The organism is Streptomyces sp. NPDC051218 (assembly GCF_044455475.1).
In the GTDB taxonomy this organism is placed as follows: Bacteria; Actinomycetota; Actinomycetes; order Streptomycetales; family Streptomycetaceae; genus Streptomyces.
In genome coordinates, this window is sequence record NZ_JBITEU010000001.1 from 681,938 (window position 1) to 700,545 (window position 18,608).

Annotated in this window: 21 protein-coding genes; 14 read left to right on the forward strand and 7 right to left on the reverse strand. The window is 71.3% G+C overall.

Annotation, left to right across the window (positions count from 1 at the left end; all coding sequences use genetic code 11):
- The first annotated feature begins 70 nt into the window (after window positions 1-70).
- Window positions 71-739 carry an O-methyltransferase gene (locus ACIBCK_RS03135; protein WP_399386323.1) on the forward strand — a complete coding sequence of 223 codons (669 nt, stop codon included), beginning with the start codon at window positions 71-73 and terminating at the stop codon, window positions 737-739.
- Window positions 740-782: 43 nt separating this feature from the next.
- Here the strand turns inward: ACIBCK_RS03135 and ACIBCK_RS03140 are convergent, their stop codons facing one another.
- Window positions 783-1,175: a hypothetical protein gene (locus ACIBCK_RS03140; protein ID WP_399386324.1), complete on the reverse strand. Its 393-nt coding sequence runs from the start codon at window positions 1,173-1,175 to the stop codon at window positions 783-785.
- 115 nt (window positions 1,176-1,290) lie between these two features.
- Here ACIBCK_RS03140 and ACIBCK_RS03145 point away from each other — a divergent pair, with 115 nt between their 5' ends.
- The 4 genes from ACIBCK_RS03145 to ACIBCK_RS03160 all read left to right on the forward strand — a co-directional run bounded on the left by ACIBCK_RS03145 (window position 1,291) and on the right by ACIBCK_RS03160 (window position 3,440).
- On the forward strand, window positions 1,291-1,698 hold the full coding sequence (locus tag ACIBCK_RS03145; protein ID WP_399386325.1) for a DUF1992 domain-containing protein: 408 nt from the start codon (window positions 1,291-1,293) through the stop codon (window positions 1,696-1,698).
- A 48-nt stretch (window positions 1,699-1,746) separates the two neighbouring features.
- Window positions 1,747-2,076 (forward strand): antibiotic biosynthesis monooxygenase family protein, encoded by a 330-nt coding sequence (locus ACIBCK_RS03150; RefSeq protein ID WP_399386326.1) that lies wholly within the window; start codon window positions 1,747-1,749, stop codon window positions 2,074-2,076.
- Window positions 2,077-2,155: 79 nt separating this feature from the next.
- The gene (locus tag ACIBCK_RS03155) at window positions 2,156-2,794 is read left to right on the forward strand and encodes a LysE family translocator (RefSeq protein ID WP_399386327.1); all 639 of its coding nucleotides are present in this window, start codon (window positions 2,156-2,158) and stop codon (window positions 2,792-2,794) included.
- 94 nt (window positions 2,795-2,888) lie between these two features.
- Entirely contained in the window at window positions 2,889-3,440 is a 552-nt protein-coding gene (locus tag ACIBCK_RS03160) for a GNAT family N-acetyltransferase (protein ID WP_399386328.1), read from the forward strand.
- Window positions 3,441-3,483: 43 nt separating this feature from the next.
- Here the strand turns inward: ACIBCK_RS03160 and ACIBCK_RS03165 are convergent, their stop codons facing one another.
- Window positions 3,484-5,601: a DHA2 family efflux MFS transporter permease subunit gene (locus ACIBCK_RS03165; protein WP_399386329.1), complete on the reverse strand. Its 2,118-nt coding sequence runs from the start codon at window positions 5,599-5,601 to the stop codon at window positions 3,484-3,486.
- Between the two features lie 134 nt (window positions 5,602-5,735).
- On the opposite strand from ACIBCK_RS03165, the gene ACIBCK_RS03170 reads away from it, so the two are divergent.
- Complete coding sequence (locus ACIBCK_RS03170; RefSeq protein WP_399386330.1) at window positions 5,736-6,746, forward strand: peptidoglycan-binding protein; 1,011 nt, start codon at window positions 5,736-5,738, stop codon at window positions 6,744-6,746.
- Window positions 6,747-7,284: 538 nt separating this feature from the next.
- On the opposite strand, the gene ACIBCK_RS03175 is transcribed toward ACIBCK_RS03170, so the two are convergent.
- Together ACIBCK_RS03175 and ACIBCK_RS03180 are read right to left on the reverse strand one after the other, a co-directional pair.
- A complete protein-coding gene (locus tag ACIBCK_RS03175) occupies window positions 7,285-7,950 on the reverse strand; it encodes an HAD-IA family hydrolase (RefSeq protein ID WP_399386331.1) in 666 nt (221 codons plus the stop codon).
- Between the two features lie 209 nt (window positions 7,951-8,159).
- Window positions 8,160-8,738, reverse strand: coding sequence for a TMEM165/GDT1 family protein (locus ACIBCK_RS03180; protein ID WP_367041483.1), 579 nt, complete (start codon window positions 8,736-8,738; stop codon window positions 8,160-8,162).
- A gap of 486 nt (window positions 8,739-9,224) precedes the next feature.
- Here ACIBCK_RS03180 and ACIBCK_RS03185 point away from each other — a divergent pair, with 486 nt between their 5' ends.
- From ACIBCK_RS03185 to ACIBCK_RS03200, 4 genes are all read left to right on the forward strand, one after another.
- Window positions 9,225-9,872, forward strand: coding sequence for an HNH endonuclease family protein (locus ACIBCK_RS03185; RefSeq protein ID WP_399386332.1), 648 nt, complete (start codon window positions 9,225-9,227; stop codon window positions 9,870-9,872).
- A 117-nt stretch (window positions 9,873-9,989) separates the two neighbouring features.
- On the forward strand, window positions 9,990-11,720 hold the full coding sequence (locus tag ACIBCK_RS03190) for an alkaline phosphatase D family protein (protein ID WP_399386333.1): 1,731 nt from the start codon (window positions 9,990-9,992) through the stop codon (window positions 11,718-11,720).
- Window positions 11,721-12,119: 399 nt separating this feature from the next.
- Window positions 12,120-14,096: an FAD/NAD(P)-binding protein gene (locus ACIBCK_RS03195; RefSeq protein ID WP_399386334.1), complete on the forward strand. Its 1,977-nt coding sequence runs from the start codon at window positions 12,120-12,122 to the stop codon at window positions 14,094-14,096.
- Window positions 14,097-14,158: 62 nt separating this feature from the next.
- On the forward strand, window positions 14,159-14,608 hold the full coding sequence (locus ACIBCK_RS03200) for a DoxX family protein (RefSeq protein WP_399386335.1): 450 nt from the start codon (window positions 14,159-14,161) through the stop codon (window positions 14,606-14,608).
- A gap of 91 nt (window positions 14,609-14,699) precedes the next feature.
- Here the strand turns inward: ACIBCK_RS03200 and ACIBCK_RS03205 are convergent, their stop codons facing one another.
- Entirely contained in the window at window positions 14,700-15,317 is a 618-nt protein-coding gene (locus tag ACIBCK_RS03205) for a superoxide dismutase family protein (RefSeq protein WP_399386336.1), read from the reverse strand.
- Window positions 15,318-15,545: 228 nt separating this feature from the next.
- Here ACIBCK_RS03205 and ACIBCK_RS03210 point away from each other — a divergent pair, with 228 nt between their 5' ends.
- The gene (locus ACIBCK_RS03210; RefSeq protein ID WP_399386337.1) at window positions 15,546-16,238 is read left to right on the forward strand and encodes a DedA family protein; all 693 of its coding nucleotides are present in this window, start codon (window positions 15,546-15,548) and stop codon (window positions 16,236-16,238) included.
- Here ACIBCK_RS03210 and ACIBCK_RS03215 read toward each other — a convergent pair.
- On the reverse strand, window positions 16,235-16,492 hold the full coding sequence (locus tag ACIBCK_RS03215; protein WP_399386338.1) for a DUF2277 domain-containing protein: 258 nt from the start codon (window positions 16,490-16,492) through the stop codon (window positions 16,235-16,237). The genes ACIBCK_RS03210 and ACIBCK_RS03215 overlap by 4 nt on opposite strands.
- A gap of 174 nt (window positions 16,493-16,666) precedes the next feature.
- On the opposite strand from ACIBCK_RS03215, the gene ACIBCK_RS03220 reads away from it, so the two are divergent.
- Together ACIBCK_RS03220 and ACIBCK_RS03225 are read left to right on the forward strand one after the other, a co-directional pair.
- A complete protein-coding gene (locus ACIBCK_RS03220; RefSeq protein ID WP_399386339.1) occupies window positions 16,667-17,014 on the forward strand; it encodes a hypothetical protein in 348 nt (115 codons plus the stop codon).
- 40 nt (window positions 17,015-17,054) lie between these two features.
- Window positions 17,055-17,387 (forward strand): hypothetical protein, encoded by a 333-nt coding sequence (locus tag ACIBCK_RS03225; RefSeq protein ID WP_399386340.1) that lies wholly within the window; start codon window positions 17,055-17,057, stop codon window positions 17,385-17,387.
- A 96-nt stretch (window positions 17,388-17,483) separates the two neighbouring features.
- Here ACIBCK_RS03225 and ACIBCK_RS03230 read toward each other — a convergent pair whose 3' ends face one another.
- The gene (locus ACIBCK_RS03230; RefSeq protein ID WP_399386341.1) at window positions 17,484-17,813 is read right to left on the reverse strand and encodes a hypothetical protein; all 330 of its coding nucleotides are present in this window, start codon (window positions 17,811-17,813) and stop codon (window positions 17,484-17,486) included.
- 325 nt (window positions 17,814-18,138) lie between these two features.
- Here ACIBCK_RS03230 and ACIBCK_RS03235 point away from each other — a divergent pair, with 325 nt between their 5' ends.
- On the forward strand, window positions 18,139-18,501 hold the full coding sequence (locus tag ACIBCK_RS03235) for a cupin domain-containing protein (protein ID WP_399386342.1): 363 nt from the start codon (window positions 18,139-18,141) through the stop codon (window positions 18,499-18,501).
- The last annotated feature ends 107 nt before the right edge of the window (window positions 18,502-18,608 follow it).

The following is an 18,608-nucleotide window of genomic DNA, read 5'->3' on the forward strand; positions in this document are numbered from 1 at the left end:
CCCCACTGACAATCGGCCCCCACCCCACTAACATCGTTAGCGAACCTAACGAGTACTGGGAAAGGCCTCCATGAACCAGCAGCAATGGACCGCGGTCGACACGTACTTCACCGATCTCCTCACCCCCGCCGACGAGGCACTGGCCGCGGCCCTGCACGACAGTGACGCCGCAGGCCTGCCGCAGATCAGCGTCGCGCCGAACCAGGGCAAGCTGCTCCAGCTCCTCGCCCAGATCCAGGGCGCGCACCGCATCCTCGAGATCGGCACGCTCGGCGGCTACAGCACCATCTGGCTGGCCCGCGCCCTGCCCGCGGACGGCCGCCTCGTCACCCTGGAGTACTCCCCGGTCCACGCGGACGTGGCCCGCGGCAACCTCGCGCGCGCCGGCCTCGACAAGCTCACCGAGGTCCGGGTGGGCCGGGCCACCGACTCGCTCGCCGCGCTCGTGGCCGAGGACGTGGCCCCCTTCGACCTGGTCTTCATCGACGCGGACAAGGGCAACAACCCGCACTACGTGGAGTGGTCGCTCAAGCTCACCCGCCCCGGCAGCCTCATCATCATCGACAACGTCGTACGAAGCGGCGCGGTCGCCCATGCCGACTCCGTCGACCCCAGCGTCCAGGGCACACGCAAGGCGCTCGAAATCATCGCCGAGCACCCGAAGTTGAGCGGCACGGCGCTGCAGACGGTGGGCACGAAGGGGTACGACGGCCTGGCGCTGGCCCGCGTACTGGACTGAGCCCCCGGCCGGGCGGACCGGACCCGGCGAGGCCCGGCCGGCCTCAACCCTCCTGATAGAACCCGACGTTCACGCTGCGCGGCCCGGCCCGGTCCTGGATGACGACGTCACCGGAACCACCCCGGGGCAGGGGCGCCGTGCCCCCGTACTCCAGGGGTGACGGCGCACCGCCCACGGTGAGCCGTACCTCCGACGCGGGCTCGGGATGCGACCCGCGCAGCCAGGTGACGGTCCAGGCACCGTCCGTTCCGCAGCGGAACTCCAGGTGCGTACGCGACACGAACAGCCAGTCATCAGGGGGCACAAGACGGCACACACCGCGGTCGCGCCCCACCCGCAGCACGGAACCCGGTGCGCTCGGCGCGTCAGCCATGAGCATGCCCGCCGTCGCCCCTTCGTCCGCCCCCGACAAGGAGGCCATGGTCAGCTCCAGCACGTACGCTCCCCCAGCTCTCGGCGGTCAGAACGCGCGGCGGCCGCACACGTCCCCGCGCCGCCGCATCCTATGGCGGACCTCACGAGACCGCACGACCGCCTGGAACAATGGACGTATGACTGAACGGAAACCACCTGAGGTCAGCTTCGAGTCCTGGATCGACAAACAGATCCGAGAGGCCGAGGAGCGGGGCGACTTCGCCACCCTGAAGGGCCGCGGCAAGCCACTGCCCGACGGCCTGAACACCACGTCGCACGACGAGCAGTGGTGGATCAAACAGAAGATGGTCCGCGAGGGCCTCTCGCACCTCCCCCCGACCCTCGCCCTGCGCAAGGAGGCCGAGGACGTCCTGGCCGCGGCTCCGGACGCCCCCTCCGAACAGGCGGCCCGCAAACTGGTCACTGACCTCAACACCAAGATCCGCGAGGCCCTGCGCATGCCGCCCCCGGGCCCGCCCCTCGGCCTGCAGCCCTTCGACGTCGACGAGGTGGCCAAGACCTGGCGCGCACGCCACCCGCGCTGAGCGCATGGGGGCGGATGGCGGGACGGGGGCATGCGCGAGGATGGGCGCATGAGCATCGTAAAGATCAACGTCCTGACCGTTCCCGCCGAACAGCGGGAAACCCTTGAGAAGCGCTTCGCGTCCCGCGCCGGCGCCGTCGAGAACTCCGACGGCTTCGAGTGGTTCGAGCTGCTGCGCCCCATCGAGGGCACCGATGACTACCTGGTCTACACGCGCTGGCGTGACGAGGAGTCCTTCAAGGCGTGGATGGAGGGCCCCATGAAGGCCGCGCACCAGGGCGGTGGCGCCGGTGGTGGCGAGCGGCCCAAGCCCGCATCGAGCAGCGCCGCGGTGTGGTCGTTCGAGGTCGTGCAGCAGGCAGCGCCCAAGGGCGAGTAGCCGGGAGGAGCGGCGGGAGGCGGCTGGGGCCGGGAAAAAGCAGTACCGGCGCCTCCCCGGCCCGTGGTGCCATGTGCCCATGATGTCCACCGACCGGATACTCGCCTTCGCGGCCATGTCCTTCCTGCTCATCGTGATCCCCGGGCCCAGCGTCCTGTTCGTCGTCGGGCGGGCGCTGGCTCAGGGGCGGCGGGCCGCGTTGACCTCCGTGGTGGGGAACACGATCGGTGCGTACGTGCTCGTGGTGGCCGTCGCGCTCGGGGTCGGGTCCGTCGTCGAGCGTTCCGTCGTCGTCTTCACCGCGCTGAAGCTGCTGGGGGCCGCCTACCTCGTGTATCTGGGGGTCAAGGCGGTGCGCCAACGCGGCTCGCTGCACGCCGCGTTCACCGGTGACGCTCCCGCCCGCAGCGGGTTGCGTACGTTGTGGGAAGGGTTCGCGGTCGGCGTGGCCAACCCCAAGACCATCGTCTTCTTCGCCGCCGTGCTGCCGCAGTTCGTCGACCGCGAGCAGGGGCACGTCATGCTGCAGATGCTGCTGCTCGGCCTGGTCTTCAACGCCATCGCCCTGGCGTCCGACAGTGTGTGGGGCCTGGTCGCGGCCACCGCGCGCGGCTGGTTCGCGCACTCGCCGCGGCGGCTCTCGATGGTCGGCGGGGCCGGCGGGCTCACCATGATCGGGCTCGGCGTCGGCATCGCCGCGACCGGACGCAAGGACTGACCCCGGGGCGCCGTCGAGGACAGTGGGCTCGGGGAGCACCGTGAGACCCGTAATTTGCTTGCGGGGCACGGCAGTCGGGTCCTGAATGGCCCTCATGACCACCCACATCGAGACCAGCACCGCGAGACCCGCCTCCTGGGCCGTCGCTCCCGAAGCCGTCGACTCCCCTGTCGCCGCGGCGCTCTGGCGCGCGTACTACACGGAGGTGAGCGACCGGTACTACCTCCTCCACGACGGGCGAAGGACCGACCCCGGGGAGCTGGAGCGTGAGATCGCCGCCGAGACGGGCCAGAGCCTGCGCCCGCCCACCGGCGTACTCCTCGTCGCCCGGTACGGCGGCGAGCCCGCGGGTACGGCCGGGGTGCGGCTCATGGGCGACCTGAAGGGCTTCCGTACCGCTGAGCTCAAGCGCGTCTTCCTGCGCGAGGACATGCGCGGCAAGGGCGGCGCCGCGCTCCTCCTCGCCGCCGCCGAGGACGCGGCCCGCGCGCTCGGCGCGGAGCGCCTCATCCTCGACACCCGCCTCGATCTGGTCGAGGCCAGAGCGCTCTACGCACGGCACGGCTACGAGGAGAGCGAGCCGCTGACCGAGCGGATGTACGCCGAGTGCTGGTACGCCAAGAAGCTTGCCCCGGCGGCCGGTTGAGCCCCGTGGGAGGGCTTCGGCCTGAGCGGCGTCGCGGCGCCGCTCAGGCCGCGACGCCGCGCTGTGGTGGCCTGCCGGTACTGCCGGTACTGCCGGTCCCGCCGGGCCCGCTGCCGTGCGGCCCGTTGTGCGGCTGTTCCGCGGACGAGCCGCACATCTCGGCGCCCAGCTCCTCGACGAGCTTGACCAGGTCGGTGGGCCGGTCGGGGCCCCACCAGTCGCCGAGCAGCTCGGCCAGGGACTCCTCGCGGGCCTTGGCCAGCTTGGCGACCACCACCCGTCCCTCGTCGGTCAGCCGCAGGCCCATGCCCTCGCGCCGGGCGAGCCGGCGCTCCTCGACCTGGCGCGACGCGGCCGTGATCACGGACAGCGGCACGGGGCTGCGTTCGGCGAGCACCGCAGGTTCCACGTGGCCGTGCCGGCTGATGCGCAGCAGGAGCCAGCTGGCACCGGGCAGCAGGTCGTAGCCCGCGCGCTCGGTGATGCGTACGTAGATCTCGCGACGGCCCTCACGCGTGCCGAGGACCGAGAGTGCCCGCGCCACCTCGTCGTACGACGAACGCTCGACGGGGTTGCTGGCGAGCGTCTGCGTCGTGTCCGGCGCCGTGACCGAACCGCGCAGCTTGTCCTCGCGCAGGAACCAGGCCAGGACGAACGCGACCAGGGCCACCGGCGCCGCGTACAGGAAGACGTCCGTGATGGACGACGCGTACGCGTGGATGACGTCCGGGCGCAGGGCCGCCGGGAGTTCGGCGATGCCCCGCGGGTCGGCCGTGAGGGAGTCCGCGCTGACGCCGGGCGGCAGCTGCTGGCCCGCGACGGCCTCGGAGAGACTGCTGACGAGGCGGTTGGCGAAGATCGTGCCGAAGATGGCGACACCGAACGAGGCTCCGATGGAGCGGAAGAACGTCGCGCCGGACGTGGCGACGCCCAGATCCCCGTACGGGACCGCGTTCTGCACGATGAGCACCAGGACCTGCATGACCAGGCCGAGCCCGAAGCCGAAGACGAAGAAGTAGGCGCTCATCTCGCCCGTGCCGCTGTTCTCGTCGAGCTGGTGGAGCAGCAGCAGACCGAGGGCGGTGACTCCCGTGCCCGCGATCGGGAACACCTTCCAGCGGCCCGTGCGGCTGACGATCTGGCCGGACGCGGTCGTCGCGATCAGCATGCCGATCACCATGGGCAGCATGTGCACACCCGACATCGTCGGCGACACACCCTGGACGACCTGGAGGAACGTCGGCAGATAGGTCATCGCGCCGAACATCGCGAAGCCGACGACGAAGCTGATGATCGCGGAGAGCGTGAACGTCCTGACCCGGAACAGCTTCATCGGGATGACCGGCTCGGCCGCCTTGCGCTCGATGGCCACGAAGGCCACGGCGAGCACGACGCCGAGCACCGCGAGGCCGACGATCTGCGGCGAGCCCCACCCCCAGGTCGTGCCGCCGAGCGAGGCGACGAGGACGAGGCAGGTGGCGACGGCCGCGATGAGGAAGGTACCGAGATAGTCGATGGTGTGCTTCTGCGAGCGCACGGGGATGTGCAGGGCCGTGGCGATGACGATGAGCGCGACGACGCCGATGGGCAGGTTGATGTAGAAGACCCAGCGCCAGCTGAGATGTTCGGTGAACAGGCCACCGAGCAACGGCCCGAGGACACTCGTCGCTCCGAAGACGGCACCGAACAGCCCCTGGTACTTGCCGCGTTCACGCGGCGAGACGATGTCGCCGACGATCGCCATCGACAGGACCATCAGACCGCCGCCGCCGATTCCCTGGAGGGCGCGGAAGCCGATGAGCTGCGGCATGTTCTGCGCCATGCCGCAGAGGGCCGAGCTGATCAGGAAGATCACGATGGCCAGCTGGAACAGCTTCTTGCGGCCGTACTGGTCGCCGAGCTTGCCCCAGAGCGGTGTCGCGGCCGTGGCGGCGAGCAGATACGCGGTGACGACCCACGAGAGGTGCTCCATGCCGCCGAGTTCGCTGACGATGGTGGGCAGCGCGGTCGAGACGATGGTCTGGTCGAGGGCGGCGAGCAGCATGCCGAGCAGCAGCGCACCGATGGAGACCAGTACGCCGCCGTGGGCGTGCTCGCCCGGGGGCCCGGGGACGGGATCCGGCTCCGGCCCCGTGGGCCGGGCGCTGACGTCCTGCGTCATGGACACCTCCTGAGGGCTTCCGCGTGTCCTGCGCGAGCCTCTCCTTCTCCATCCTGATCCGTGTGACCCGTTATGGCCTGTTGAACCGGGGGTCTGCATAATCGCTGGAGTTCTCAAGGGGTGGGGTACGAAGAGTGAGCAGCACGGAGGAAGGACGTCCGGACGGCACCGAAGGCCGCCGGCACGGTCAGCGATGTCCCCAATGCGGTACGTCACGGGAGCCGGGCAGCGCGCCTGCCTGCGGTTGTACGGAGCGGGCCGCCGACGCGGCGCGGGACGCGAGGTCCGCGGACGCTGCCGCCGCCGAGGATTTCGATCCGCTGCGGATACGTCCGTATGTGACGCTGCCGGAGCCGGGGCCCGCGGAGGCGGAGTCGGAGTCGGAGTCCGAGGTGGCGGGGCTTGAGCCGGGGCGGCGGTCTCCCGTGCCCGTCCTGCCGCCGGAGGCTGTGGTTCCGCCGCGGTCGGCGGATGTGGGCCTGTTCGCGGCGGGCGAGGGGGAGTCGCGGCGGCCCTTGCTCCCGCCCTCGATGCCGGACGACGGGGCGAGGCGCGGCCGTACCGGCCTGTACGCGGGGGTGAGCGCGGTGGTGGCCGTGGTGGCCGTCGCGGTGCTCGCGACGGTGCTGCTGTCACCGGACAAGCCGCAACGGGAGCAGGCGATGCCGGACGTGCCGACGCGGGCGGCGAGCGCGGCCCCGTCGGGCTCGGCCTCGCTGCCGACGGCTTCCCCGTCCGTTTCCGCGCAGTCGTCCACCTCGGCATCCACGCCCAAGTCCAAGTCCAAGTCCGAGTCGCCCGAGGCGAGTTCCTCACCGCCCCCGTCGAGCACGGCCTCGGCCAAGCCGCGCTCCACGCCACCGCCGAGCCGCTCGACGGCGCGGGCAACGGGTTCGGTGGAGTCGGCGACGCCGAAGGCCGACGGTGTCCTGAAGCGCGGCGACAGGGGCCCTGAGGTCGAGGAACTCCAGCGGCGGCTGCGGCAGCTGTACCTGTACATGGGCGAGGCCGACGGCACGTACGACACCTCGGTGGCCGAGGCGGTCACCCGCTTCCAGTACGCCCGCGCGACGCAGGCGGACGGCGAGGGGGTCTACGGGGAGCGGACGCGGGCGGCCCTGGAACGGGAAACCACGGAGCCGTAGTCCCCGGCTACCGCCGGGTGCGTCTACCTCGGCGGCCCCACGTCCACCCGTCCGGCGCCCCCGGGTGCCGCTGACCCGGCGGCCCTGCAAGTCCGCCAACCCGGCGGCCTCTCGTCAGCTGGCCCGGGGCGGCCCTGCGCCTGCTCCCGACTGCTTCTCGTCCGCGGGTGCGCGTGGGCTGATCGCGCAGTTCCTCGCGCCCCTGACGGGGCTCGCCCCCGCCTCCATGCCCAGCACCCAAACAGCGACCGAACCCGGAGAACAACCCGCCGCCACTCGTCTGCAGGCGCGCATGGGCTGGTCGCGCAGTTCCCCGCGCCCCTAACGGGGCTCGCCCCCGCCCGAACAACGACCGAAACCGGCGAGCAACACGCGACACCTACCCGCCGCCACTCGTCTACAGGTGCGCGGGGGCTGATCGCGCAGTTCCCCGCGCCCCTGACGGGGCGCACCGCAGGTACCCAGCCGCTCAGCACCCCTGGCGGGGCGCATCTCGCCCCGCCCAAGCAGCGACCAGCACCCAGCAACCAACCCCGGATCAGCCGAACGTCAGTCGCAGTGCCCCGCCCTCGGCCGGCTCCACGCTGACCTCCGTCAAGTCGTCGACATGCACGGTGGGGCCGAACTCCCCGGCGCGGGGGCCGATGCCCACGACTCGCATGCCTGCCGCGAGGCCCGCGGCTATTCCCGCCCCGGAGTCCTCGAAGACCACGCAGTCGGCGGGGGCGAAGCCCAGCTCCGCGGCGCCCTTGAGGAAACCCTCGGGGTCGGGCTTGCTCGCCCCCACGCTCTCCGCGGTGACCCGCACGGCGGGCAGCGACAGCCCGGCCGCGGCCATGCGCCCGGTCGACAGGGGCACATCCGCGGACGTCACGAGGGCATGCGGGAGCCCCTCCAGGGACGCCAGGAAAGCCTCGGCCCCCGGCACGGGGACGACGCCCTCCATGTCCGCGGTCTCCTCGGCCAGCATCCGGCGGTTCTCCGCGTAGTTCTCCTCCATGGGCCGCTCCGGCAGCAGCACCGCCATCGACGCGTAGCCCTGCCGCCCGTGGACGACCTTGATGACCTCGTCGAAGTCGAGCCCGTGCCGTTCGGACCAGCGCCGCCAGCAGCGCTCCACCACCGCGTCGGAGTTGACGAGGGTCCCGTCCATGTCCAGGAGGAGCGCTCGGGCGGTCAGTACAGAGGCGGTAGCGGCCGTCATCGGCGTACTCCAGGGAAAGCGGAGAAAAGGACCGTCGAAAGAATCAAGGCAGCTCCGCCCGCCGGTCAGGGAACACGGGCGGAGCCACTTTGTTTCTCCACGATACAAAAAGGCCTCGCCGGACGCCAGCACCGCAGGTCACACCCCTTCCGGGGCCCCGATCCAGGCAGAGCTCCGGCCAGAGCTCCGGGCAGAGCGCCGGGCGAAAGTCAGGCAATCGCCTCGTACAGGCTCCACACCCCAAGACCCAGCATCAACATCGCCGCGATCTTGGTGATGAGCGCGAGCGGAACCCGCTTCATCAGCGCCTTTCCGCCGACGATGCCGAGCCCGGCCACCGCCCACAGCGCGAGCACGGCGCCGAGCCCCACGGAGAGCGGGTCGTCGTACCGCGCGGCGAGGTTCGCGGTCATGATCTGCGTCAGGTCACCGAACTCCGCGACCAGGATCAGCATGAAGCCCGCGCCGGAGACCTTCCAGAAGCTCTGATCCTTGGGCTCGCGGACCTCCTCCTCGTCCTCGCCGCCCTTCAGAAGCAGCATCGCCGCCCCGCCGAGGAAGAGGACGCCGGTGAGCGCGTGCAGCAGTTGCTGCGGCAGGAGCGTCAGGACGCTGCCCGCCGCCACGGCGAGCACGACATGGACGACGAAGGCGGCGGCGACCCCGACGAAGACGTACGAGGCGCGGTAGCGCGTCCCGAGGACGAGCCCGGCCAGCGCTGTCTTGTCCGGGAGTTCGGCAAGGAAGACGACGCCGAAGACGAGCGCCATCACGCTGATGCTGATCAAGGTTCCTCAATCGGTCGGGGCTGCCCCACCGAGAGCCATCTGTACCTCACGTACGACACCTCGGCACGGCAGCGCACACGGACGTACACGGTCATGTACGTCGGGCACTGCTTGCCGAAGGTCTCGCTGGCCGACCGCGTCCATCCCATGGATGGCGAGGCCTGCCTCCGGGCGCCGGCTCAGGCGAGCTGAGCAGTATGTCGACGGTCCGGCGAAGAGCTACTCCCCTTCTGCGCCATCCATCGTACGGGACGTCCGCACACCCCGGACCAGGGCCTTTCGACCCCCTCGCGGGTGACTCGGGTCACGAAGAATCAAGAAAACCCAACTCCCGGACAGGCGGCCGGACATGACGCGGCGCCAGGACTCTTGAACTGACCACCCGATTGACGCGACCCTGTCACCTGACGCACATCCGCAGGAAACCCCACCGCGCCAGCATGGCCGCCCCAACGGCCAACATCCCCCCACGTCAAGGGAGTTCGTATGTCCGCTGTCTACGCGCGTCGACGCCTCGCCACTCTCACCGCCCTGACCGCACTCGCCTCCGCGGCGTCCCTCCTCACCGGCGCCCCGGCCCAGGCCGCTCCCCCGGCACCGGTCTCCGCCGCCACCGCCCGCACCTACCTGGGCCAGCTCACGGAGAAGGCCGAGGGCTCCTCCGACGGCTACAGCCGCGACAAGTTCCCGCACTGGAGCACCCAGTCCGGCGCCTGCGACACCCGCGAGGTCGTCCTCAAGCGTGACGGCACGAACGTCCAGCAGGACTCCAGCTGCGCGGCCACCTCGGGCACCTGGAAGTCCCCGTACGACGGCGGCACCTGGACCGCGGCGTCCGACGTCGACATCGACCACGTCATCCCGCTCTCCGAGGCCTGGAAGTCCGGCGCGAACAGTTGGACCACCGCCCAGCGGGAAGGTTTCGCCAACGATCTCAGCCGCCCCCAGCTCATCGCCGTCACCGACAACGTGAACCAGAGCAAGGGCGACCAGGACCCGGCGGAGTGGATGCCGCCCACCACGTCGTACCACTGCTACTACGCCCGGATGTGGGTGGACGTGAAGCACCACTACAGCCTGACGGTGAACGCGGAGGAGAAGACCAAGCTGTCGTCGGTCCTCAGCGGCTGCTGAGGTCACCGGTTCACGAGCGGTGAGGTCACCACCCTGTAACCAGGGGGAATCCTCGGAACCTCGCCAACGGCCTCCGTCGTTCCGTACCGTACGGGGCGACGGAGGAGAGTGATCATCGTGGCACGGCTGCGCCTGGGTCCACTGCTGAGGTATGTCGACGATTCGACGGCGACGGTCTGGGTCGAGGCCGACCGGCCCTGCACCGCCGAGGTGCGGTGCGCGGATGGCGCCAAGGGCACGGCGAACACGTTCCAGATCGCGGGCCATCACTACGCGCTCATCCCGGTCACCGGCCTGCGTCCGGGCACGGAGACCGCGTACGAGGTGCGGCTCGGCGACAGCGGCGGCCCCGTGTGGCCGCTGCCGGACTCGCCCTTCCCGCCGAGCACCATCCGCACGCCGGGCGAGGGCGACGACGAGGCGCTCCGCGTCACCTTCGGGTCCTGCCGCTGGGCGGCTCCGCCGAGCGGCGAGCACGACCCCGTGGGGCCCGACGCCCTGGACACCCTCGCCGCGCGCATCGCCACCGGCACGGCTGCCGACCGCCCGGACGTCCTGCTTCTTCTGGGCGACCAGGTGTACGCGGACAACACGTCCGAGGCGACGCGGCGCTGGCTCGCGGCCCGCCGGAATCTGAACGACCCGCCGGGCGACCAGGTCGCGGACTACGAGGAGTACACCCACCTCTACTACGAATCGTGGCTCGACCCCGAGGTGCGGTGGCTGCTGTCCACCGTGCCCAGCTGCATGATCTTCGACGATCACGACGTCATAGACGACTGGAACACCAGCGCGGCCTGGCTCGCCGAGATGCGGGCGACGCCGTGGTGGCGCGAGCGGGTGCTGAGCGGCCTGATGTCGTACTGGGTCTACCAGCACATCGGCAATCTGCCGCCCGCCGAGCTGGAGCGCGACGAGCTGTACGCCACGCTGCGCTCGACGCCCGACGGTACGGACGCACTGCGCGCGTTCGCCGCGGCCTCGGACGCCGACCCCGGGGCGACCCGGTGGAGCTACCGCCGGGACTTCGGCCGCGTACGTCTGCTCATGATCGATACCAGGGCGGCGCGCGTCCTGGACGAACAGAACCGCGCCATGATCGACCCGGACGAGGCCCGCTGGCTGCGCGAGCAGGCTCTCGACGGGGTGGGCGGCGCGGGTGGCGCGGCGGACGACGCGGGCAGGGCGGAAGACGGCTCGGGTAGGGCTGCCGACGGCTCGGGCAGGGCGGTCGGCTACGACCACCTTCTGATCGGGACGTCGCTGCCCTGGCTGCTGCCGCACCTCATCCATGACGCCGAGGGCTGGAACGCCGCGCTGTGCCGTGGCGAGCGAGGGGCGCGCTGGGCCCGCTTCGGCGAGAACCTCCGCAGGCGTTCGGATCTGGAGCACTGGGCGGCGTTCCCCTCGTCCTTCGACGCGCTGACCTCGCTGATCGCCGAGGCGGGCACGGGGGTGGGCTCCCCGGCGACGGTGTGCGTGCTCTCCGGCGACGTCCATCACGCGTACATCGCGGAACCGACCTGGCCGGCGGGCGGCGGCCCCGAGGCCCGCGTCCTGCAACTGACGTGCTCCCCCGTCCACAACTCCATCCCCGCGTCGATAAAGCTGGGCTTCCGCTTCGGCTGGAGCAGGGTGGGCCGCGCCCTGGGCCGCCGCTTCGTCCGCCACGGCCGGATGGCGCGGGCAGCCATCAACTGGCGCAAAACGGGCGGCCCGTGGTTCGGCAACCAACTCATGACGCTGACCCTGAGGGGTCGTGCGGCGGACGTACAACTGGACCAGGCGCAGGTGGTCAAGGGCGTTGGCACCCGCTTGGAGACGACGCAGAGGTCACGGCTTTCGTGAGGTTCGGAGGTACGTGAACTTCGGGTGTTCGTGAGCTTCGGGGGTTCGTGAGCTTCGGGGGTTAGCGGAGTTCGCGGGCCGTCGGGCTTCCGCGACCGCCCCCCCCTAAGCCTCAAAAACCCCCGTACCTCATGTAGTTCCCGTAGACCCCAGAAGTTCGTGAATCCCTCTCACACTCCTTAGTTCCCATAGCCTCGCAAAGGCGACCAGCGCCCCCAGGCAGCACGTGACTCAGGCCACACCCCTCCGGCGAACCTCCGTCACGGGGTTCGACTTCGCGTGTTCCGGCGGCATGATGAGGCGGACCGTCCGCTTCCATCACCCCACACCCCCACTCACCCCACACCCCCACCACCCCACGCCCCCCACCACCCCCTGCTATGCCCGGGAGTCACGCTCTTGTTCGCACCATCCGCAGCGGCCGCACCGGAACATGACGTTGCAGTCGCCGTCGTCGGCGCGGGGCCCCGCGGCACGAGTGTCCTGGAGCGCCTCTGCGCCTCGGCGGCCGAACTCCTGCCGCCGGGGGCACGGCTGACGGTCCACGTCGTCGATCCCTCGCCCCCGGGGCCGGGCCGGGTCTGGCGGACCGCCCAGCCGGCCGAGCTGCTCATGAACACGGTCGCCTCACAGGTGACCCTCTTCACCGACGAGAGCGTGGACTGCGCCGGACCGATACGGCCGGGCCCGAGCCTGTATGCCTGGGCCGCCGCCGGGCACGCGCCGGCGCTCGGCCCCGACGACTACCCGACCCGCGCCTGCTACGGCCGCTACCTGGAGTGGGTCTTCGCCGAGACCCTGCGCCGCGCCCCCGGAACCGTCCGGGTCGAGGCGCACGCGGCGCGCGCCGTACGCCTCGAAGGGCCTGCCGACGGCGCCCAGTCGCTCATGCTCGACAGCGGCCGCGAGCTCTCCGGACTCGACGCCGTCATCCTCGCTCAGGGCCACCTCCCCACAGTCAGCGACGAAGGGCAGGAGCACCTCGCCGCGCACGCGGCACGGCACGGCCTGCGACACATCCCGCCCGCCAACCCCGCCGACGTGGACCTCTCGGCCATCGCCCCCGGCGAGCGCGTACTCCTGCGCGGGCTGGGCCTGAACTTCTTCGACCACATGGCGCTCCTGACGCAGGGCCGCGGCGGACGCTTCACCCCGGCGCCGGGGGGCGGCCTGCGCTACCACCCCTCGGGGCACGAGCCGAAGCTGTACGCGGGCTCGCGGCGCGGCATCCCGTACCAAGCACGCGGCGACAACGAGAAGGGCCCCTACGGACGGCACGAGCCGCTCGTCCTCACGTCCGATGTCATAGCCCGCTTCCGCAAGCGCGCGGACAGCGGCGACGCCCCGGACTTCCTGGACGAGATATGGCCGCTGGTCGCCAAGGAGGTGGAGACGGTCTACTACGCGGCCCTCGTCCAGCCCCGCGAGCGGGAGCGGGTGACGGACTTCCGGGACGCCTTCCTCGCCGTACCGCACCACAGCCCTCAAGAGGCCCTCGTACTGGATGAGTTCGGAGTGCCCGAGGCCGCACGCTGGTCCTGGGACCGCCTCGCGCAGCCGCACGCGGGCCACACCTTCGGCTCCCCGGACGACTTCCGCGCCTGGCTGCTCGCGTATCTGCGCGAGGACGTCGCGCAGGCCGCGCTCGGCAATGTCACGAGCCCGCTGAAGTCCGCCCTCGACGTCCTGCGCGACCTGCGCAACGAACTCCGCCTGATCCTCGACCACGGCGGCCTGTCGGGGACCTCACGCCGCGAGCACCTGGACCGCTGGTACACCCCGCTCAACGCCTTCCTGTCGATCGGCCCTCCCCGGCGCCGCATCGAGGAGATGACCGCACTGATCGAAGCGGGCGTCGTGGAGGTGCTGGGCCCGCGTCTCGACGTGCGGCCCGCGGCGGGCGGAACGTTTCTCGCCCGCTCCCCCGACGTACCGGGTTCGGATGTGGCGGTGACCACAGTCATCGAGGCCCGGCTCCCCGAGCCGGACGTGCGGCGCACCGCGGACGAGTTGCTCGGATGGCTCTGGGAGACGGGCCAGTGCCGCGCCCACGTGGTCGACGGACACGAAACCGGAGGCCTCGACGTCACACCCCGCCCCTATCACCTGATCGACCGTCAAGGCCGTTCCCACGCAAGGCGGTTCGCGTTCGGAGTGCCCACCGAGGGCGTGCACTGGGTCACGGCGGCCGGGGCCAGGCCCGGCGTCGACTCGGTGACCCTGTCGGACGCGGACGCGATGGCGCGGGCCGCGCTGCGGACGGCGGCGGAAGCCGCGGGGGCGACGGAGATCCCTTCCCCGAGGGGAGCGGTCCCCTCCGCGCGGCAAGCGGAATCGCCGGAATGGCCAGATGTTGAACTTGCAAGCATAGATTAGGTTCACCTAACCTTGGGCCTCCGCTCGGTTACCGTCCCCAAAGACCGAAGGAGTCCCCCACCATGACTGGACGTCTCAACAGCGCCCAGCCCTACGCCCTCGGGCTTTTCCGCATAGTCATCGGCCTGCTCTTCGCCTGCCACGGCGCCGCCTCGCTCTTCGGAGTGCTCGGTGGCGCGATGGGCGGCGGCACGGTCGACGCCGGCACCTGGCCGGGCTGGTACGCGGCCGTCATCCAGCTGGTCGGCGGCGGCCTGGTCGCCCTCGGCCTCGGCACCCGCGCCGCCGCGTTCATCTCGTCCGGCTCGATGGCGTACGCCTACTTCAAGGTGCACCAGCCGGAGGCCCTGTGGCCGATGCAGAACGGCGGAGAGGCCTCCGCGATCTTCTGCTGGGCCATGCTCCTGCTCGTCTTCACCGGCTCGGGCGCGCTCGGCCTCGACCGGCTCTTCGCCTCGCGCGGCGAGAGCGAGACCGAGGCGGCGTCGGAGCGGACGCCGGTGGCAGCCTGACGAACACGCGCAGTCAGTCGGCATGTGACGGCGCCCCCACCCTCGTGACATTACGAGGGTGGGGGCGCCGTCACATGCCGGCGGAGGGGACTCAGTGGGTGGGAAGGAACGGCACCGTGAAGCACGCCAGCCGTTCCCCCGCCCCGCCCTGCTCCCGGTGCAGCACGACGGACCTGGCCTCACCCGCACGGAACTCCCAGTCGTGGCGGGAGGTCGCCGCGCCCGAGCCGTCCGCGCCCGCGGTGAAGTCCAGCCAGACCTCGTTCTCCGGATTGACGTAGGCCGGGTCCTCGGAGGGCTGGACCGGGTCCTGACGGTGCTGGTAGTGCCCACCCGCCGCGTCGGGGTCGGTGCCGCACGGCTTCTGGTGCACGTGCGCGCCGTACGCGTAACCGGGTTTCATGCCCTTCACCCGGAGCGTGACCTCCATGTCACGCGGCTTGCCCCGCTGTTCGATCTCGATCTGGGACCCGGCGGGGACGAGCTTCGTGTCGTACGTGACCGCCCACGAGTACATCGAGGCCTTGGGCGGCGCGAACCGCCCGCCGACCCGCATCTCGTAGAACGGCGCGGCTCCGCTGACGGCGCCACCGTCACCACCTGCGCCACCGCTGACCGCGCCTCCGTCGACCGCTCCCCCACCGACCGCGCCACCGCCCGCTGCGAGCACCGCTGTTGCCACGGCCCCGGCGAGCATTCCTGCCACCATCGCCCCGCTCCTTCCTGTTGGTGACTCTGTTGGTACGGGACTTCGGCGCCGGATGCCCCATCGAAGGCGGCAGCCGGGTGAACGTGACGTAGCGAACATATGAGCCCCCCGTGGATCTCCGGCGGAGAGCGCGGCGTACGCTGTACAGCTGTCACCAGGCCGCCCCTGCCGCTCCCCCGCGACGTCGCGGCAGTCACGTCGTCGACCGGGGAGTTACGGGGAATTCCGGTGCTTGAGACTCTGGGCTCACTGACCAGCAGCCCATGGATCTACGCGGTGGTCGCGCTTTCGGTGCTTTTCGACATCGTCCTGCCCGTGCTGCCGAGCGGCGTCCTCGTCATCACGGCGGCCACCGCGGCGGCCGCGGCCGGCACGGCGAGTACGGCGACCGCGGGTGCGGGCGCGGGGAGCGTGCCGCACGCGGTGCCCGACATCCTGATCCTGCTGCTCTGCGCGGCCACCGCCTCGGTACTCGGCGACCTGGCCGTCTACCGCCTCGCCTGGCGCGGCGGCGAGCGCCTGGACCGCGCCATCGCCCGCTCACGCCGCCTCACCACCGCGCAGGAACGACTCGGCACCGCGCTCTCCCGGGGCGGCGGCGCCCTGGTCGTCCTCGCGCGCTTCGCCCCTGCGGGCCGCTCGATCGTCTCGCTCGCGGCGGGCGCGGCACACCGCAAGGTGCGCGAGTTCCTGCCCTGGTCGGCCCTGGCGGGCGTGGCCTGGGCCGGGTACAGCGTCGCGCTCGGTTACTTCGGCGGGCAGTGGCTCGGCGCGACGTGGCTGGCCACCGGCGTCTCGCTGCTCGCGCTGTTCGCGGCGGGCGCGGGGGCGGCGTTCCTGGTCCGCCGACCGCGGACGGCGACTGCGGCGGCTGGGGCGGCGGCTGCTACTGGGGCTGCTGGGGCTGCGGCGGCGAACTAGGCCGCCGGGGCTTCCTCGGGCGCCTGGTCGGCGGCCCGCGGCTTGGCCCCGCGGACCTCGATCCCGGCGAGCAGCTCCGCGGTGGCCTCGGCGACCGCGTCCACGGCTCGGTCGAAGACCTCGCGGTTGTGCGCGGCCGGGGCACGGAACCCCGAGACCTTGCGCACGTACTGAAGCGCGGCGGCCCGGATCTCCTCCTCGGTGGCGTCGTCGGGGATGGCGGGCGGACGGAGCGTCTTGATGCTGCGGCACATGCTTACAGCTTGCCGCGAGTGGAGCGCGGACGTGAAGTCGTCCGCGGGAGGAGAGCGCAGGCACCCTCCGGCCCCGTCCCCCGTCCCCCGTCTCCCGCCCCCGTCCCGAAGTTCACCCCACCTCACGCGTGGCGGCTCTCGCACTCGAAATTCGAACAGGAGTAGCATTACGGGGTGCCTGCAACCCCTGCATACGACTTCCCTGACGACCTCCTCGCGGGTCAGGAGGAACTGCACCAGGTCCGGGCCGAACTCCTGGGCCTGCTGAAGCGGCTCCCCTGGTCGGTCACGCCCCTCGACGGCTTCAGCGACGACCACGGCTGGCGGAAGGTGGAGCGCCCCGCCTCCCCCGGCTGGACCCCGGACGAACAGGAGGAGGTCGAGAAACTCCGCGCGCGGGAGCGGGAGTTGGCGGTGTTCGTCACGTGTCACCGCTTCTGGGATCAGGTGGCGGGACCCGACGCGGTGGCGGCTCGTGCACGGCTGAAACACATCCACGAGAAATCCATTGACACCGGGTGACAGCGGGCGTTGACTCCTGCTACGCCAAGGAGGTGCCGCCATGAATGTGCTGCTGGTCGTCCTGCTCCTCGCCCTGGTCGGCCTCGGTTTCGGCCAGCCAGTTCTGTGGCTGGCCGCTGCGGCGCTCGTCTTCTACATGGTCCAGCAGTACGACCGCGGGGGCTCCGGCAAGAGCAGCGGCAGCGGAAGCGGCGCGGGCGGAGCGTCGGGTGCCGCAGGGGGCGGCGGGGGCGGCGGAGGCGCTGCCGGCGGTGGGGGCGGTGGCGGAGGCGGGGGCTATCCCAAGACCTACCGCGACTACCGCATCCGCAAGGAACGCCAGGAGCGCTGGGACCGCAGGTACCGCCGGACCCACCCGGGTTCGGGCCGCTGAGCCGGACGGTCACCGCCGGGCGGCCGTCCGACTCAGCGAAGCCCCTCCGTGCCGTACCAACGGCAGTTCCCGTACGGCCACTTCGACGGGTCGGCCTCAGCCGACCGGCGCCCCGGCGGGCAGCCCGCCGAGCATCGAGACCGCTCCGAGCGCCGCGTCGCCGGCCTTGGTCGTGACGGCTCCGGGGTTGTTCGCGGTGAGCTCTCCGGTGGTGGGGTCCACGGCGGCCTCGCCGAGGAGGTCCTGCACGTCCTGCGTGGTTCGGGTGGCGGAGTCGAGGATCCGAGTCACGCCGTCGGCGGACGCCTGAGCCTGCGGCTGGGGTTGGGGCGCGGCGATAGCGGGAGCGACGGCCCCCAACGCGAGCCCGACACCGGCGACACCGACGACGCTGGCGACACCAGCAGCGGCCTTGGAGATCTTCACGAGGTGTATCCCTTCCGGCAGGGCCCAACGGCAGCACGACGGTCGCCCGCCCGAAGCATCCGCACAGGACACTCGCACAGGCCTTGCCACTGCCTCCAACTCACCCGAGATCCCCGAAGTTCTGGACGACCACCCGATCGATTTCACTGCCGCGGTCCGCGGGCCGGGCCGCGTACCGGCCGGGATTCCCCCAGGTGGCGGCCCCCGCTTGACAGGCAGACGATGGAGTGAAGGGGTCGGCTGGTGATGACGTCGGCCGTGGACCCCGCGGCGGCGACAACTGACTCCGAGATCGCGGGCACGAGCCCGAACGGAGGAAGTTGTCATGATCGAGGTCAAGGCGGTCGAAAAGCCGGACGAGCGTCGCGATTTCCCACGCGGCCACCTCGAAGCCGTCCATCTCACAGGGCTGGACTTCGCCGTGGGCACCTTCGAGCCCGGCTGGCGCTGGTCCGAGTCCGTGGCCCCGCTCGCGGGCACCGAAACCTGCCAGATCCACCACAACGCCTACGTCGTCGCGGGGCGGATGCACCTCCTGATGGACGACGGGGGCGAGGCCGAAGTCGGACCGGGCGATGTCTTCGTATGCCCGCCCGGCCACGACGCGTGGGTCGTCGGCGACGAACAGGTCCTGCTGTACGACTTCGCGGGAGGCATGGCGCAGGACTACGCAAAGGCGCGGGAGTAGCCGTAGCGCGCGGTGACGCCTTCAAGAGCGCGGTGAGGCTTTCACGTGATCACACGGAACACCACCCGAGCCCCCGGCACACCGGCCCCGCACCCGATCAGGTGCGG